This window comes from Bradyrhizobium sp. McL0615, from assembly GCF_049993905.1.
Classification (GTDB): domain Bacteria; phylum Pseudomonadota; class Alphaproteobacteria; order Rhizobiales; family Xanthobacteraceae; genus Bradyrhizobium.
In genome coordinates, this window is record NZ_CP188254.1 from 4385676 (window position 1) to 4399156 (window position 13481).

At 62.8% G+C, this 13481-nt stretch carries 10 protein-coding genes; 2 read left to right on the forward strand and 8 right to left on the reverse strand.

Going from position 1 to position 13481, the window contains the following annotated elements:
- Nucleotides 1-659: 659 nt before the first annotated feature.
- A complete protein-coding gene (locus tag ACPPVP_RS20660) occupies nucleotides 660-2708 on the reverse strand; it encodes a hypothetical protein (RefSeq protein WP_426537564.1) in 2049 nt (682 codons plus the stop codon).
- An 802-nt stretch (nucleotides 2709-3510) separates the two neighbouring features.
- Here ACPPVP_RS20660 and ACPPVP_RS20665 point away from each other — a divergent pair.
- Both ACPPVP_RS20665 and ACPPVP_RS20670 read left to right on the forward strand, forming a co-directional pair.
- A complete protein-coding gene (locus ACPPVP_RS20665; RefSeq protein ID WP_426537566.1) occupies nucleotides 3511-3963 on the forward strand; it encodes a hypothetical protein in 453 nt (150 codons plus the stop codon).
- Nucleotides 3964-4183: 220 nt separating this feature from the next.
- Nucleotides 4184-4912, forward strand: coding sequence for an SGNH/GDSL hydrolase family protein (locus tag ACPPVP_RS20670; RefSeq protein WP_426537568.1), 729 nt, complete (start codon nucleotides 4184-4186; stop codon nucleotides 4910-4912).
- 79 nt (nucleotides 4913-4991) lie between these two features.
- Here ACPPVP_RS20670 and ACPPVP_RS20675 read toward each other — a convergent pair whose 3' ends face one another.
- From ACPPVP_RS20675 to ACPPVP_RS20705, 7 genes are all read right to left on the reverse strand, one after another.
- Nucleotides 4992-5525, reverse strand: a complete 534-nt coding sequence (locus ACPPVP_RS20675) for a cytochrome P460 family protein (protein ID WP_426537570.1) — start codon at nucleotides 5523-5525, stop codon at nucleotides 4992-4994.
- Between the two features lie 755 nt (nucleotides 5526-6280).
- A complete protein-coding gene (locus ACPPVP_RS20680) occupies nucleotides 6281-6745 on the reverse strand; it encodes a hypothetical protein (protein ID WP_426537572.1) in 465 nt (154 codons plus the stop codon).
- A 271-nt stretch (nucleotides 6746-7016) separates the two neighbouring features.
- On the reverse strand, nucleotides 7017-8075 hold the full coding sequence (locus ACPPVP_RS20685) for an alcohol dehydrogenase (RefSeq protein ID WP_426537574.1): 1059 nt from the start codon (nucleotides 8073-8075) through the stop codon (nucleotides 7017-7019).
- A 29-nt stretch (nucleotides 8076-8104) separates the two neighbouring features.
- Nucleotides 8105-8971: a 16S rRNA (adenine(1518)-N(6)/adenine(1519)-N(6))-dimethyltransferase RsmA gene (rsmA, locus tag ACPPVP_RS20690; RefSeq protein ID WP_426537576.1), complete on the reverse strand. Its 867-nt coding sequence runs from the start codon at nucleotides 8969-8971 to the stop codon at nucleotides 8105-8107.
- Nucleotides 8968-10017, reverse strand: coding sequence for a 4-hydroxythreonine-4-phosphate dehydrogenase PdxA (gene pdxA / locus ACPPVP_RS20695; protein WP_426537578.1), 1050 nt, complete (start codon nucleotides 10015-10017; stop codon nucleotides 8968-8970). The genes rsmA and pdxA overlap by 4 nt, the downstream gene beginning before the upstream one ends.
- Nucleotides 10018-10030: 13 nt before the next feature.
- Nucleotides 10031-10984, reverse strand: a complete 954-nt coding sequence (locus ACPPVP_RS20700) for a SurA N-terminal domain-containing protein (RefSeq protein ID WP_426537580.1) — start codon at nucleotides 10982-10984, stop codon at nucleotides 10031-10033.
- A 74-nt stretch (nucleotides 10985-11058) separates the two neighbouring features.
- Complete coding sequence (locus ACPPVP_RS20705) at nucleotides 11059-13455, reverse strand: LPS-assembly protein LptD (RefSeq protein ID WP_426537967.1); 2397 nt, start codon at nucleotides 13453-13455, stop codon at nucleotides 11059-11061.
- Between the last annotated feature and the right edge of the window lie 26 nt (nucleotides 13456-13481).

Sequence of the window (13481 nt, forward strand, 5' to 3'; positions counted from 1 at the left end):
CCTCTTGAAAGCAGAGGGCGCAGGGAAAGCCGGGTGCCCATGACACCCGCAGTCGTGCGCACAAGATGCACGCGGCGGACCGCAGGTGCGCCGGAACACCCGGCCTTCCCTGCGCAATGGTTTTACGGCTTATGCCGCGCTCTCCCCGGAGCCGAATTCCTCTGGCCTCCGTCGCCGACGGATTGGCGATCGATCGAAGGCCCGGTCGGGCCCGACAATCTCCATCAGCTTGACACCAGCCACGGGTGCCAGGACCACACGGTTTTGCCGTTCGCAGCTTCCTCAAGTCATACGCCTCGACCGGCCCGCATGCTGCCGGAAGAAGTTTCGACCGAGGCGTTTAAGCGCCGTCCGTCTGCGCGCCATGTCCGCTCACGGAAGACCCGCCCTGCGAACACACCTCGCGTCCGACGCTGCCGCGTCCACCGCAACCCGTCCCAACGTTCGTGACGATGGCCAACGCCCCTCTTCTCGGGACAGGATGGCGGGAGTTGTAGGTTTGATTTGGGTGCCGCGTTAAGCGAAAAATTTTGAGTGGGTGAGAAATAAGTTTCTTGCCGTGTAAGGCAAATCAGTGATCGGGGCGCCCGGAGAAAATCGTATGAGCGGGCGACGCGGATATTGGGTGTCACCGTCATTCTTGAAAAATAGGCGCGCGATCACAGGTGGATGCGATACAGCCTCAGCGCGCCTCCATGAACGGCGACCGTCATCAGCCAGACGCCATCGGCTGACACTTGCACGGGGCGTTGTGCGATCGAGACGATCCGTTGCCGCTCGCGGCCGGTGGCACTGTCGCGCACGACGATCTCGCCGGTCTTGGTGTCTTCCCGCCAGAATGCCTCGACGCGCAGGCCATGGCCCGTCAGAACACTCCTCGGCAGACTAGTTGCAGGGTCTGGACTACGGCGATCGCCTTCATCGGCGCTGCCGATCAGCGCTCCGGTCCGTGTCTCGAAACTCAGCGTTCGGCATATCCAGTATGCCGGATCGGTGTCGCTCGGTGCGCCCGGCAGCACGCCGCAAAATTTCAACCGGATGGCTTTCTCATCCATCTGACTTTGATCTCTCTGCGCGGTCAGCTTGCCGATCAGATCCATGGGCATCGATACCGTCACGATCTCCCGGTCGTGTGTCAGATCGCGAATCCGAAACGGTTTGCCGCCGTAAGGGAATTGCCATGACCACACGCTGTCGCCGATCCGTTCGAGCCCTCTGGTCTCGCCACTCTCCGCACCTTCACCATGGCGACGGATATCGAGCGCCTGCATCGTAGGCACATCGAGCCGTATGGCCATCGGATCGTCGGGTTTTGGCTCGTAATGCTGGCTGCACACGAGCCACAGGCTCTTGCTATCATTGGAAAACAGCATTGGCTCGCGGGCGTAGACGTCGAAACAGGTATCCTCGCTGTTCGAGAACTCTCCGGCCAAGGTCATCACCGGCAGGGCGTAGAGCCGTACGCGGCTCTGATGCCGCATATAATGGGTGTTCGGGATTGGCACCTCCGCGCCGTCGCTGCGAAGCGCGAGGTAGCGGCCGTCCGGGCTCCAGACGATGGCATAACGCTCCAACGGTGCAAGCGCACCGGCCAATTGCCGCAACGCATGGCCGGTCGCGAGATCCACCTGCACCAGCGTGTGGTCGACGGTGCGGACAATCGCACTCCGTCCGTCCGGGGCGATCACGGAGGCAGCCATGCGGGCAACAGGAATCGCGACGTCATGGGAATAGGCGAGAACCGTCTCGCCCTGCGAGCTGTCCCGCGATGGCGCCAGCGATAGGGCCCTGCGTAGCTCCGGCGCGCCGGCAACAACGCCGCGCGGTCCTGCGAGGTGACCGACGAACGGCGCCAGCACGGCAATCTGCAACGGAGCGATCAGCAACAATGCCAATCCGCCGGCACGATGGGGCGCGAAAAGCCGGGCCTGCGGCGTGCTTGTCTCCGCCAATCGGCGGGTCATCGCGACCACGAAAATCGCCGTGGTCGCGCCCCAGACCGCGCCGACGCCGGCGCGTACCGCGAGCGCGTGAAAGCGCTGTGTCCAGGACTGGCCGTTGAGCCCCCAATCATTGAGAGGGTGATGATCGATCGTCATCTGGTAGAGCTGCTCGGCGATACCCGAGACGCACGCACCGACGACGGAGGCCGCCAGGAACAGCAACGTCGCTCGCCGCAGCCCGGATGTAAAACCGAGCGCCCACGCCGGAATCAGCGACGTCAACGCGCTGGTCGTGATCGTCCAGAGCAGAAACGGCCCCCACGGCAGATCGAGCATGCGCGCCGCGTTCAACGTGCCTGCCAGACGCTGGGGGAGGGCTACGCGTTGAAGCTGGAATTGGGTCTGGAAGCCGGCTTCGATCAGGGCCGGCCCCTGACCGTGCCGGCCTGACATCAGCACGAACCACAAGATGCCCGACAGCAGGATGCAGAAGAAGCAGAATACGACGCTGAGCTTTAGCAGGACACGCTTGAGCACGAGCCCCTGCATGATCGGAGGGGCCAGTACCGCGAAGGCGATAACGCCCAGAATGCCAATATTGATCAGTGCCGGGTGCTCCGCATTCAGCGAGATTTGCTTGCCGAAGGCCGTCGCGGAGATGGTGCTGAAGACTGGAGTCAGCGCGGAGACGAGCACCCAGGCAAGCCAAATGGGCCAAGTAACAGGTCGCAGGGAGACGGGAGGGGCAGGCTCTGTTGCACTCATGGAGGAATTTCAGCAATCCTTGTTCACAGGCGCGACCCGCAGAGCCTCGGGTCATCGCCGCACAACAGGAAATAGGCGTCACGTGCCGGATTGCCGCAAGCGTCATTCGCAGCACAGTTAGGCATTCCGCCGGTCGCGATGTGCGGACTTGTGCGGATCTGTGAGCGTCTGTACGCGGGGCGCGGCCGAATGCTTGCACATGCATAAAATTTACTAAATTTGCGATTGATGGTCGGTCAAACCCGAATTTGTTTTGGGTTTAAAAGTTCGCTGGATTGTCTCACTCATGGGTGCAGTCCAGCACTATTACTGTAATAAAGCCGCGACGCTGCAGATAACGCTGCAGGAGCGGCGGTAGCCGCTCCTGTTCGCATGAATCCTGTTCCTGCTTCCGATGCGCCGGTACTCCAGCCTATGGTCATTCCGCAAACCAGATGCCAATCGATGCGCGTTGGAGCGTCAGTGCAGACGGTTTGCAATTAGGTGGTCCGTAGGGCGGATTGAAGCCGAAGGCGTAATCCGCCGCCGGGCTGCAGCAAACCATCCTGTGATACGCCCCGATGCCGCAGCAACTTCATGAACTCGCACCTTGGTCAAACAAGCGCTGGCGCGGCTCGGGCTTCATAACGGCGCTGACCGCGCCGACCGTGCCAGACTGGCTTCGGGCCTCAGCGCGCTTCCATGCAACGGCTATCGACGCACCCGGTTGAGCCCGGTACGATGCGCTTGAAATTGAAGCGGCGGGAGCGCTTTGGTCGGCTCGGGTGGCAGCAAGCAGCGAGAACTCACACGGGGGGCGGCAATGGTGCGGGTGGGGCGTGCGGTGCTGGCGGCGGCGATGATGGCGGCGATGGGCAAGCCCGTCGCGGCGGAAGTGCTCGACGCCACCTATCGCGGCACGATGGTGTGCGACAAGCTGCCGTTTACCAGCCAGCAGACGCGCGAGGCCATCGAGGTCACGATTTCCGGTGGCGCCGTGCGCTACAATCATGTGGTGCGGCTGCGCAACGCCGCCGTCGAAGCCACTGCGGAGCAGGGCACGGGGACGATCGATGGCCAGAAAATCAATCTTCAGGGCAGCTGGAAAAGCGGCAGCCGACAGTACGAGGCAAAATACAGCGGCAGCTTCGTGCGGCGCAGCGCCAGGCTCAAGGGCACGCAGACTTGGACCGACGGCGGCAAGATCGCAACCCGTGCCTGCGCGGGCGCGATCAAGCGGCCGCTGAAGCCATTCCTGCCGCGCGACAAGAAGTAGGCGGCTGCGGCGCTTGTGACGCTCCTCCACTTTTCGGAGCAACATGCCCGCACTATCTCCGTCATCCCGCCATACGGTTTCACACGTCTCGCTGGAGCTGCGAGCCTTGCGGCAGACCTGCGGAGCCGGGCGTGCCTCGCTTCCCCGGCTAGGCGATCTCGCTGTGAGGCGCTATTCTTCCTTCACCCGCGTTGTCTCGGCTGCAGCAAACTGGTGACCCATGGACAGCGATCCCTCACAGATTCCGGTTGTGCCGGTTCCGTTCGATTACGGCCTGACGCACTTTGCGCTGAGCCTCAGAGGACGGGCCAAGATCGTCGCGATCGGCTCGTCGTCGACGGTCGGCCACGGCAGTATCAGGCCCTATCCGGAGCGGCTGCTGGCATTACTCCAGGCCCAATATCCCAACGCGAAGATCACGATGGTCAATCAGGGAATCGGCGGCCAGGAAGCGCCGATCGAGTTTCAGCGGTTTCATACCGACGTCATCGCCGAGAAGCCCGATCTGGTGATCTGGCAGGTCGGAACGAATGCGATCTGGCAAAGCCCGAGCTCGGTTCCTCCACCTCCGTCCTTTGACGAAACCACCAGCGCCATCCGCGATGGACTGGTCGAACTGCGCGACCAGACGCAGGCCGACGTCGTCCTGATGGACCTGCAATATGTGCCGGCCGTGCTGACCCCGGCCAAGAAGGCCAGGGCGATCGCGATGGTCGATGCGATCAGCGACCTAGCGCGGGGCGCCGGCGTCAATGTGTTCCGCCGCTTCGCCTTCATGAAGGGCATGAGTGAGGTTGAACAGGTTTCGTTCGACCGGATGGTCGACCCGGCGGATGAGCACAGATTGCACGACAGCGACTGGACCACGGACCGTGTGGCGTGGGCGATGAAGCTCGCGATCGTCGGCGGCGTCGACAAGGCACGGCCACCGGCAGCCGCGCCGTCGTGACCATCACAGGCAGGTTGAGCGCACGGTCAACCTAGGCGCGTAATGAGCTGCCCCGACCTGAGTACCGTTCGCACGGGGGTCAACGCTTTTGATACGGGTGGAAGATGTGGTCCTTCGCCTTCACTGCCACGTGGCACGAATGTCCGCAGTCCGAGGGGCTGGGATCGGCCGTGAAATTGTCGGAGGCGGCTTCGTAGTTGAACAGGGCGTATCCCCATCCGCCGCTTTGCGGAAACCGCTTGCTGTCCTTTTCCATGACGAAGGCCTGCGTGAAGACATCAGGCACATCCACGACGAACGGCGCCTCGGTGCTCTTCTTGGGCTTCCACTGAAGCTTCGCGATCTTGGAGCCATCCGGGAAAGGCTGCCCGTTGTTCGGAACGCCGGCCTTGTAGGCCTCGATCATGGTCGGATTCGCGACGATCACCTTGAGCACTTCGTCGGTCCGCGCGGAAGAGACCACCGCCCAGTCCTCGTATCCCCTAAAATCAGAGAACGCTATTCCGCTTGGCGAACTCAGCGAATACTTGTCCTGCGCGTAAACGGCCGCGCCGCCCACGACGGCAAGCCCTGCCGCGGTTATCGCAATCGTGAGTTTGCTTTTGCGCTTCATGGCTGATCCCTTTTGGTGCCGGTTTCATCTTGGCCCATTGGAGGTTCCATCTTAGCCATTTGGCCGTGCGGGGGTTATGCGCTTTGCGAGGATCTGCCGTCCATGTGCCAGCGTGTCCACCGGGAAAGCTTCGATTCCCGTTCTTTCGGCAACCCCCACGTTGCCGACATATTGTGGAATCACATACCTTCCGCGCGGGGTAGCTAAGAAACGGGATGGAAACAATGAAGGTCCATGTCCTGGAGCGCGCCCTGACGGCTGCCTGCATCATCGCTGCTATCGCTGTGGTATGGTGGGGCTTCAAGATCCTGTCTGCGTGAGTTAGACGGCATCGGTGGGCTCGACACGCGAGGCGGGACCCGCTGCCCGGGATCTGGCAAGAAGCGCAATTCTGCAAAGCCGTGTCTGAACGGCTTCGCTCAGCGTGGCAAAAAAGATTCACTCGTCCGAACCCAGCAAACAAGGCCAAAATCTGGTTGACGCCGATTCAGAGCTGAATCATGTTGGCGAATCATCGTTGCAAGTTGCGATTTTGCTTCCGCGTAAACCTTCTTCGAATTTTTGGGTGACGCGGCAATGTATTACGGCCTCTATCTGTTCGCGATTGCGCTTGTCATCATGATAGGCCAGCTGGCCTTTGCGCTCGATCAAGTCGCAAGCTTGCTGTATCTGTCATAAGCAGCGACCGAACTCGCGCCTTCGCGAGACGGCGGATTACGCTGTCGCTCATCCGCCTGTCGGCTGGGCTGAAGACTCTATGATGCTCCCTCCAGCGCCTTGCGAAGCGTCACGGCGAGGCGCTCATATTCCTCCGGCTTCGTCGCTTTCAGCGTAGCGAGGTCGGCTGCGATGCGGTCGAGGCGTCGGGCGGCAGCTTGTGCCTTGATGCCATCGATCTCGCGACGGAGCTTGGCGAATTCTTCGAAAGCCGGTGCATCCTGCTGCTCCTTCGGCAAGTCAGCAATGACAACGGCAAGTGCATCCATGACGCGGCCTAGCTGACGACCGTAGCTCTGCGCGGCGACAATCTCTCGTTCGGTATCAGGCGCGCTTGAATTCTGCTCGGTGATGTTGTTCACGATACCGAACCATCCGGGCAATACGGGCTGTATGAAATTCCGGGGCATCGCAAAAAAATCGAGAGGATTGGGCATGGGGCCCTTCATCCAGGACGTCCAGTCCCACCCCGGTGGGTTCGAAAGCTGAGAGTCGCTGCTCATGACGCGGCCTCCTTCCGGCGAAGTCGACAGATGGAACCATACGATATTGGGTCTGGTCGCACGCATCAATGCGCGCCGTCCGAGGTGACCGCAATTTGACAGCTTTGCCATCGCCCGGTCGGGCTCAATTGCGAGCAGCGCGCCGGATTTTACGAACGGCCGGAACCGCGACTACTTTAGTGGCGGATTACGCCGATCGGGCCCGCGCCTTGCGTGATCCCGTTCGGCTCCAATCCGCCCTGCGGAGTATAGCGATGCGGATGCGCTGCGCTCAGTTCTTCAGCACGATCCTTCCTACGACTTTTCCGGCCCGCAATTCCTCGATCCATTTCTGGACGTCGGCCATCGGCTCTTCCTTCATCGGCGTCGGCTTGATCTTGCCGGCGCGGGCGAGCGCCATCAATTCCTTGGCCTCAGCGAGGGTGCCGACCATGAAACCTTCGATGGTCATGCGCTTGTAGACCCATTGCACCATCGGCAGGCTGAAATTGCCGCCCATCAGGCCGGACACCACGACCTTGCCGCCGCGCGCGACCGTCGAAACGGCGAACTGCATCGATTTCTCATTGCCTGCGAAATCGACCACGCCGTCGAAGCCGCCTTCGGTCTCCTTCAGGATGCGCCTGACGATCTCAGGCTCGGACGGATCGTAGGCCGCCGCGGCGCCGTTCTTGAGCGCGGTCTCGCGCGCGGCCGGCGAGAGATCCGCGACCGTGATGTTCTGCTTGAACATCGCCTGCGCAAATGACAATCCCATCATGCCGACGCCGCCGAGCCCGATCAGCAGCAGATTGCGCTGCCGCGGGCGGTCAACCAGCCGCTTCAGCGCGCCATAGGCGGTCACCCCCGAGCACATCAGCGTCGCCGCCTGGTTGACCGGCAACGGATCGTAATCCAGCAAATACTTTGCGTCGGGCACCAGCACGTGGGTGGCGAAGCCGCCGTCGATCGAGACGCCGAGGAAGCGCTGTTTGACGCAGAGGTTTTCATCGCCATTGGCGCAGTCGCGGCACTGTCCGCAGCCGATCCAGGGGAATACCGCCTGCTTCTTTCCGATCAGCTCCTTCGGGGCATCGGGACCGACTTCATCGACCACGCCGGCGATCTCGTGGCCGAGCGTGAACGGCAGCGTCATGCCGCGCGTGGTGTCGAGCCTTTTGCCGCCGCCCAAATCGGCGTAGCCGTCCTGGATGTGCAAGTCGGAATGGCAGAGCCCACAGCGTTCGATGCGGACGAGGACTTCGCGGCCCTGCGGCTTCGGTGTGTCGACGATGGTTTCGCACAACGGCGCATCGAACTTGACCAGCGACTGGCGACGCATCAGCGCCATGGCAATATCTCCCTTGAGCAAACGTTTCTTCAGAGCGTTTGGGTTTTTGTGCTTCGTATATCGGTCAATTCGCGGGCCATGGCAACAAAGCCGGAGACCGGAATGGTCTCCGCCCGCCTTGTGGCGTCGACCCCGGCGGCCTCGGCCAGCCTTGCCGGGTCGACGGAGAGCGATTTGAGGCTCTGCCGCAGCATCTTGCGGCGCTGGCCGAAGGCCGCGGCCGCCACCTGTTCGAGGGCGCGGCGGTCGCATGGCGCAGGCGCGCTGCGCGGCACCAGCCGCACCACCGAGGAGGTCACCTTGGGCTGTGGCACGAACGCGGCCGGCGAAATGTCGAACAGGATTTTGGTTTCAGCGCGCCAGTTGGCGAGCACCGCGAGCCGGCCATACGCCTCGTCATCCTCCTGCGCGACGATGCGCTCGGCGACCTCGCGCTGAAACATCAGTACCATCATGTCGTACCAGGGCGGCCATGGCTCGATCGAGAGCCAGTCCACCAATAGCGCGGTCGCGATGTTGTAGGGCAGGTTGGCGACGATTTTTGCGCGTTGGCCGTCCAGCATCGGGCGGGGATCGAAACGCTGCGCGTCGGCGTGCACGATCTCGAGCCGGCCGGGATAACGTTTTGCGATATAATCGAGCGGGGCCAGCGCGCGCTCGTCGCGCTCGACCGCGATGACGCGCTTCGCGCCCAGCGCCAGCAGCGCGCGCGTCAGCCCGCCGGGGCCGGGGCCGACCTCGATGATGGTGGCGCCTTCGAGGGGACCGGCGGCGCGCGCGATCCGCGCTGTGAGGTTGAGGTCGAGCAGGAAGTTCTGGCCGAGCGATTTGCGTGCCGACAGGGAGTGTTCGCGAATGACGTCGCGCAGCGGCGGCAGATCGTCGATCGCGCTCATGAAGGCTTGGTTGCCGCCATCCGCGCGGCGAGCCGCAAGGCTGCCGCGAGACTCGACGGGTTGGCCTTGCCGGTGCCGGCAATGTCGAAGGCCGTGCCGTGGTCCGGCGAGGTCCGGATGAACGGCAATCCCAGCGTGACGTTGACGGCGTCCTCGAACGCGATCGTCTTGATCGGGATCAGCGCCTGGTCGTGATACATGCAGATGGCGCAGTCGTAGCTGGCGCGGGCCGCGGCGTGGAACATGGTATCCGCCGGCAACGGGCCGCGGGCGTCGATGCCCTCCGTGCGCAGCGTTTCGATGGCGGGTGCCACGATGTCGATGTCTTCGCGACCGAGCGAACCGTCTTCGCCGGCATGCGGATTGAGGCCCGATATCGCGAGCCGCGGCCGGGCCAGGCCGAAATGCGCCTGGAGATCCGCGACCGCAATCCGCGCGGTCGTCACGATCAGCTCGCTCGTGAGCTGGGCCAGCGCCTCGCGCAGCGACAGATGGATGGTGACGGGAACGACGGCGAGCGCCGGCGACCACAGCATCATCACCGGCTGCGGCGCGCGGCCGCCATCGGCGGCAAGCTCGGCGAGAAACTCGGTGTGGCCGGGATGGCGGAAGCCGGCGCGGTACAGCACGCTCTTGGCGATCGGGTTCGTGACGACGGAGGCGGCTCGACCGCGCCTCACATGGTCGACGGCCTGGCGAATCGAGGCCAGCGCAGCGGTCGCGCTGCTATCGTCGGGCTGTCCGGGACGTGCGGTTGCGATTTCGCCCGTCGCCACCACGGGCAACGCTTTCGCAAATGCCGTGCCGGCTTCCTCGGGCGCGACGTCGGCAAGCTCGACTTGCAATCCCAGGATTTTCGCGCGGCCGGCGAAGAACGCGCGGTCGCCGAGCAGATAGAACGGTGGAAGGTTGAATTCGCTGCGCCGCAGCCAGGCTGCGAGGGCGATGTCGGGGCCGATGCCCGCGGGCTCGCCGGATGTCAGCGCGAGAGCCTTGGTTCCCAGAACCTCTGTCTTCAGAGCCTTGGTCTCCAGAGACTGGGCCATCAGAGCCTGGCCATCAGCGACATTCGATCATCGCGGCTTTGCGGAGGTCGTTCAGATAGGCTTTCTGCTTCGTCTCGTATTTCTGGGCGAACATCTTTTCGCGGATTTCCCGCTTCTTCGGCGTGTCGATCTTGGTCGGTTTCCGGTCGCACAATGCCACCATCTCCACGCCCTGTTTGGTGATCTCGGGCGGGGTCAAATGACCGATCGGCGTCTTGTCCAGCAGCTCGCGAAGCGGGCCGGGAATGTCGGCGGAAGTCTTGGTGACCGTCTCGCGGATCGCAGCATTCTGCATCGACTTGAAGTAGGAGTTGGCCTGCTCGCAGGTCTGGACGCGCTCGCGCAGGGATTCCGCTTCCTTGCGCCGCAGGTCAACCGCCGTAGACGCCGAACCGCGCGGCACGATCAGCACGATCGGCTGCAGCTTGTATTCGAATGCATCGGTCTGGGTCGTTTCGCCGCTTCCCTGGGCGGCGTCGTTGACGTCCTTCTCACCGACTTGCAGGCTCTCCTTGAAGCGGCCGCGCACCAGGCTGCTCCATACCATCTCGGCCTTGAGGCGGGCCTTCAGCGTTTCCGGCCGGACACCCTGGCTCTCCAGGGATTTGGTCAGCTGTTCGGGCGACAGACGCATCCGCTGGCTCATTCCCGAATAGGCTTGATCGACATCGCTGGCGGTGGGATCGACGCCATACCTCTTGGCCTCCTTGAGCTTCACCTTTTCGTTGGTCAGCTCGTCGAGCACTTCCTGCCGGGGCATCTGTTTGCGCGTGGTCAGGAAGTTGAGCTTAGTACGCTGCTCGATATCGAGACTGGTGATGGGTTCGCCGTTGACCATGCAGGCAATGGATTGCGCCGGCAGCGGCGAAACCCCGCCGGCCAGTACGGCAAGCGCGACGGCGCAGCCGGCGGCAAGGGACCAGACACGGGCCCAAGGTCGGCCAGAAAGCAGCTTGATGGTGGTCATGATCATGTCAGCCGTATCAACCAATTCGTACCGCGTTGCGCTGGGTACTCTCCGGCACGGAAGGGGGCCTCACGCTACTGAATGCCGCCGCCGCCGGCCGTCGAGGACGAATTCGCAAGCGTCCGCAGGCCGATCTGCAGCATGAATGCGTGGCTAAGCACCGGCGGCGTCGTCCCGGCGGAGTAGCTGTAGGACGTGACGTAATTGGCCGCCAGCACGAAGCAGTCATCCACATAGCCGGCGCCGACGACGTACTGGTTCAGCTTGTTGGCTTCAAGATCCCACCGTGCCGAGCCCGACACGACCCAGTTCGCCGCCACCTTGACCGAGGCGCTGCCAAGCAGGCCTTCGCGCCGCGTCAGATAGCCGAGCTCCGGCTGCGCGGCATAATTGCCGTAGATCATGCTCACCGACCAGCGGTCGAACGCGGCGCGCCCTTCGGCTTCGAAGCGGTTGAGGTTCTGCGTCGTCTCATCAATGCGCGAGCGCACGCTGAACGTATAGGTGCGGTTCGGCGAATAATTGATGCGGGCGACGTAGTCGGAGCGGGCGTTCTGCAGGCCGGAATCGAGCCCGGTATTGGTCGCGTCCTTTACCGCATACGAATTCAGCCCGAACAACTGGTAGGATTGTCCGAAAAGGACGTTGACGCTGCCGCCACGATCGAACTGCGTGGTCGCCTGGACGCCGACATTGGCGCGTCCGCCGCCTTCGACGCGGTCGTAGCCCGAGAACTTGTCAACCGCGAACAGGTTGCTGGCGTCGAACACCATGCTCTGGGCGTCTTCGTTGGGCAGCTTGCCGGCGTAGGTCTCGTTGGGACGGGCGATAATCTGCGCGATCGGCTCGATCGTGGTGGTGCCCCAGGGCTGAACGTTGATGAAAGGATAGCGATACTCGAGGCCGACGGCCGGCATCGGGCGCAGCGCCTGGGTGTCGCCGACGGGAAGGAAATTCGAAACACCCGGCTGGTTCGAAACCGAGGAATTGATGGCGTCGACGCGCAGAATCGCAAACGGCGTCCAGATTTGACCGAACGGATCGGTGTACGACTTCCGCCATTGCGCCTCTGCCGTCAGGCGCGTGTAAGTGCCGGGGAAGCCGCGCAACAGGCATTGCGACGGCGTCCGCGCCAGTGGATCGGCGGAGGTCGTTGTGCACAGGCTGGCGGTGTTGGCCAATGTCGTGATCGGGTCGAAGGCCGCCGTGTCACGCGAGAGGTTGGTGAAGTTGGTCTTGTAGCTGACTTCGCCGCCAAAGATCGGGCTGTTGATCACGTTGTTGTAGTCGATCACTGGATAGATCACCGGCACCTGATTCTGATTACCGGAGAAAGAAAGGTAATAGATCGTGCGCATGTCGAAGTAGCTGCGGCTGCCGACACCGGTCAGATATAGCTGCGAGATCGCTTCCGTCGGCAGGCTCAGGAACGAGCCCAGCGGGTCCTTGTACTGGGCCAGCCGATAGTCCGAGAAGAAGTAGTAGTCCGACAGCAGAACGCCGTCCCAGCCCCAAACCCATTTGTCGTTGATCGCGAACTGGCCTTTGGTGTCGAAGCCGCCGCGGAACTGGCGGTCGCCGGGCTGACCGGCGTAGGCGCCCGGGTCGAGCTGGTCGATGCCGTAGGCGCGGATCTGGTAGGAGCCGTTGATCAGGCGCTGGCGGAATTCGCCCTGGAGCAGCACGCCCTGCCGGCTGGTGAAGCGCGGATTGAAGGTCGCGTCATAGTCCGGCGCGATCGCCCAGTAGAACGGGGTTTCCACGCCGAAGCCGTAGCCGGTGACCGTTGTGTAGGACGGCATCAGGAAGCCGGTCTTGCGCTTGACGGTCGGATCGGGCGTCGAGAAATACGGCAGATAGGCCAACGGCACGCCGAAGAACTCGAGCTGCGCGTTTTCGAAGTACAGCATCTTGTCGGTCTGGTCGTGGATGATACGCGCACCCTTGACCTGCCACAGCGGCGGCTTCTTCGGATTGTCCTTGCAGGGCGCGCAGGCGGTATACACGCCGTTTTCGAACACAGTGTAATTGCCGGCGGAGCGGTCGGCGCGCGTCGCCGCCATCCGCGTCGCGTCCGCGGTATCGACGCGCAGCGAATCGACGAACCCGTCGCGGTAGTCGTCGCTCAGGTCCATGACGTTGGCGTAGGTGACTTTGCCTTCCGCATCGGTCAGGCGGATGTTGCCTTCCGCATGCAGCCGCTTGGTCTTCTGGTCAAAGATGACCTTGTCGGCCTCCACGCTGGTGCCGTTGTAGAACATCTGCACGTTGCCGACCGCCGACACGCGCTGGTTGTTGTAGTCGTAATCCACCTCGACCGCTTGCACGGTCATCTTGCCGTCATTGGTGACGGGACGCGGCGACGGCTTGGGTGGCCGCGGATTGTAGGTGAAGCTTTGCGCCGAGGCGGGAGCCGTCAGGGCAAGCTCAAGCGAGCCCGCGAAAATGAATCCGGCGAGCAGCGCAAACATAGAAACGCCAAAGGCAGCCATGCGGG

What these genes read in the sequence shown, in the direction of transcription:
- ACPPVP_RS20660 (WP_426537564.1), bottom strand. Translation starts at nt 2,708, where the DNA reads ATGAGTGCAACAGAGCCTGCCCCTCCCGTCTCCCTGCGACCTGTTACT.
- ACPPVP_RS20665 (WP_426537566.1), top strand. Translation starts at nt 3,511, where the DNA reads ATGGTGCGGGTGGGGCGTGCGGTGCTGGCGGCGGCGATGATGGCGGCG.
- ACPPVP_RS20670 (WP_426537568.1), top strand. Translation starts at nt 4,184, where the DNA reads ATGGACAGCGATCCCTCACAGATTCCGGTTGTGCCGGTTCCGTTCGAT.
- ACPPVP_RS20675 (WP_426537570.1), bottom strand. Translation starts at nt 5,525, where the DNA reads ATGAAGCGCAAAAGCAAACTCACGATTGCGATAACCGCGGCAGGGCTT.
- ACPPVP_RS20680 (WP_426537572.1), bottom strand. Translation starts at nt 6,745, where the DNA reads ATGAGCAGCGACTCTCAGCTTTCGAACCCACCGGGGTGGGACTGGACG.
- ACPPVP_RS20685 (WP_426537574.1), bottom strand. Translation starts at nt 8,075, where the DNA reads ATGGCGCTGATGCGTCGCCAGTCGCTGGTCAAGTTCGATGCGCCGTTG.
- rsmA (WP_426537576.1), bottom strand. Translation starts at nt 8,971, where the DNA reads ATGAGCGCGATCGACGATCTGCCGCCGCTGCGCGACGTCATTCGCGAA.
- pdxA (WP_426537578.1), bottom strand. Translation starts at nt 10,017, where the DNA reads ATGGCCCAGTCTCTGGAGACCAAGGCTCTGAAGACAGAGGTTCTGGGA.
- ACPPVP_RS20700 (WP_426537580.1), bottom strand. Translation starts at nt 10,984, where the DNA reads ATGACCACCATCAAGCTGCTTTCTGGCCGACCTTGGGCCCGTGTCTGG.
- ACPPVP_RS20705 (WP_426537967.1), bottom strand. Translation starts at nt 13,455, where the DNA reads ATGTTTGCGCTGCTCGCCGGATTCATTTTCGCGGGCTCGCTTGAGCTT.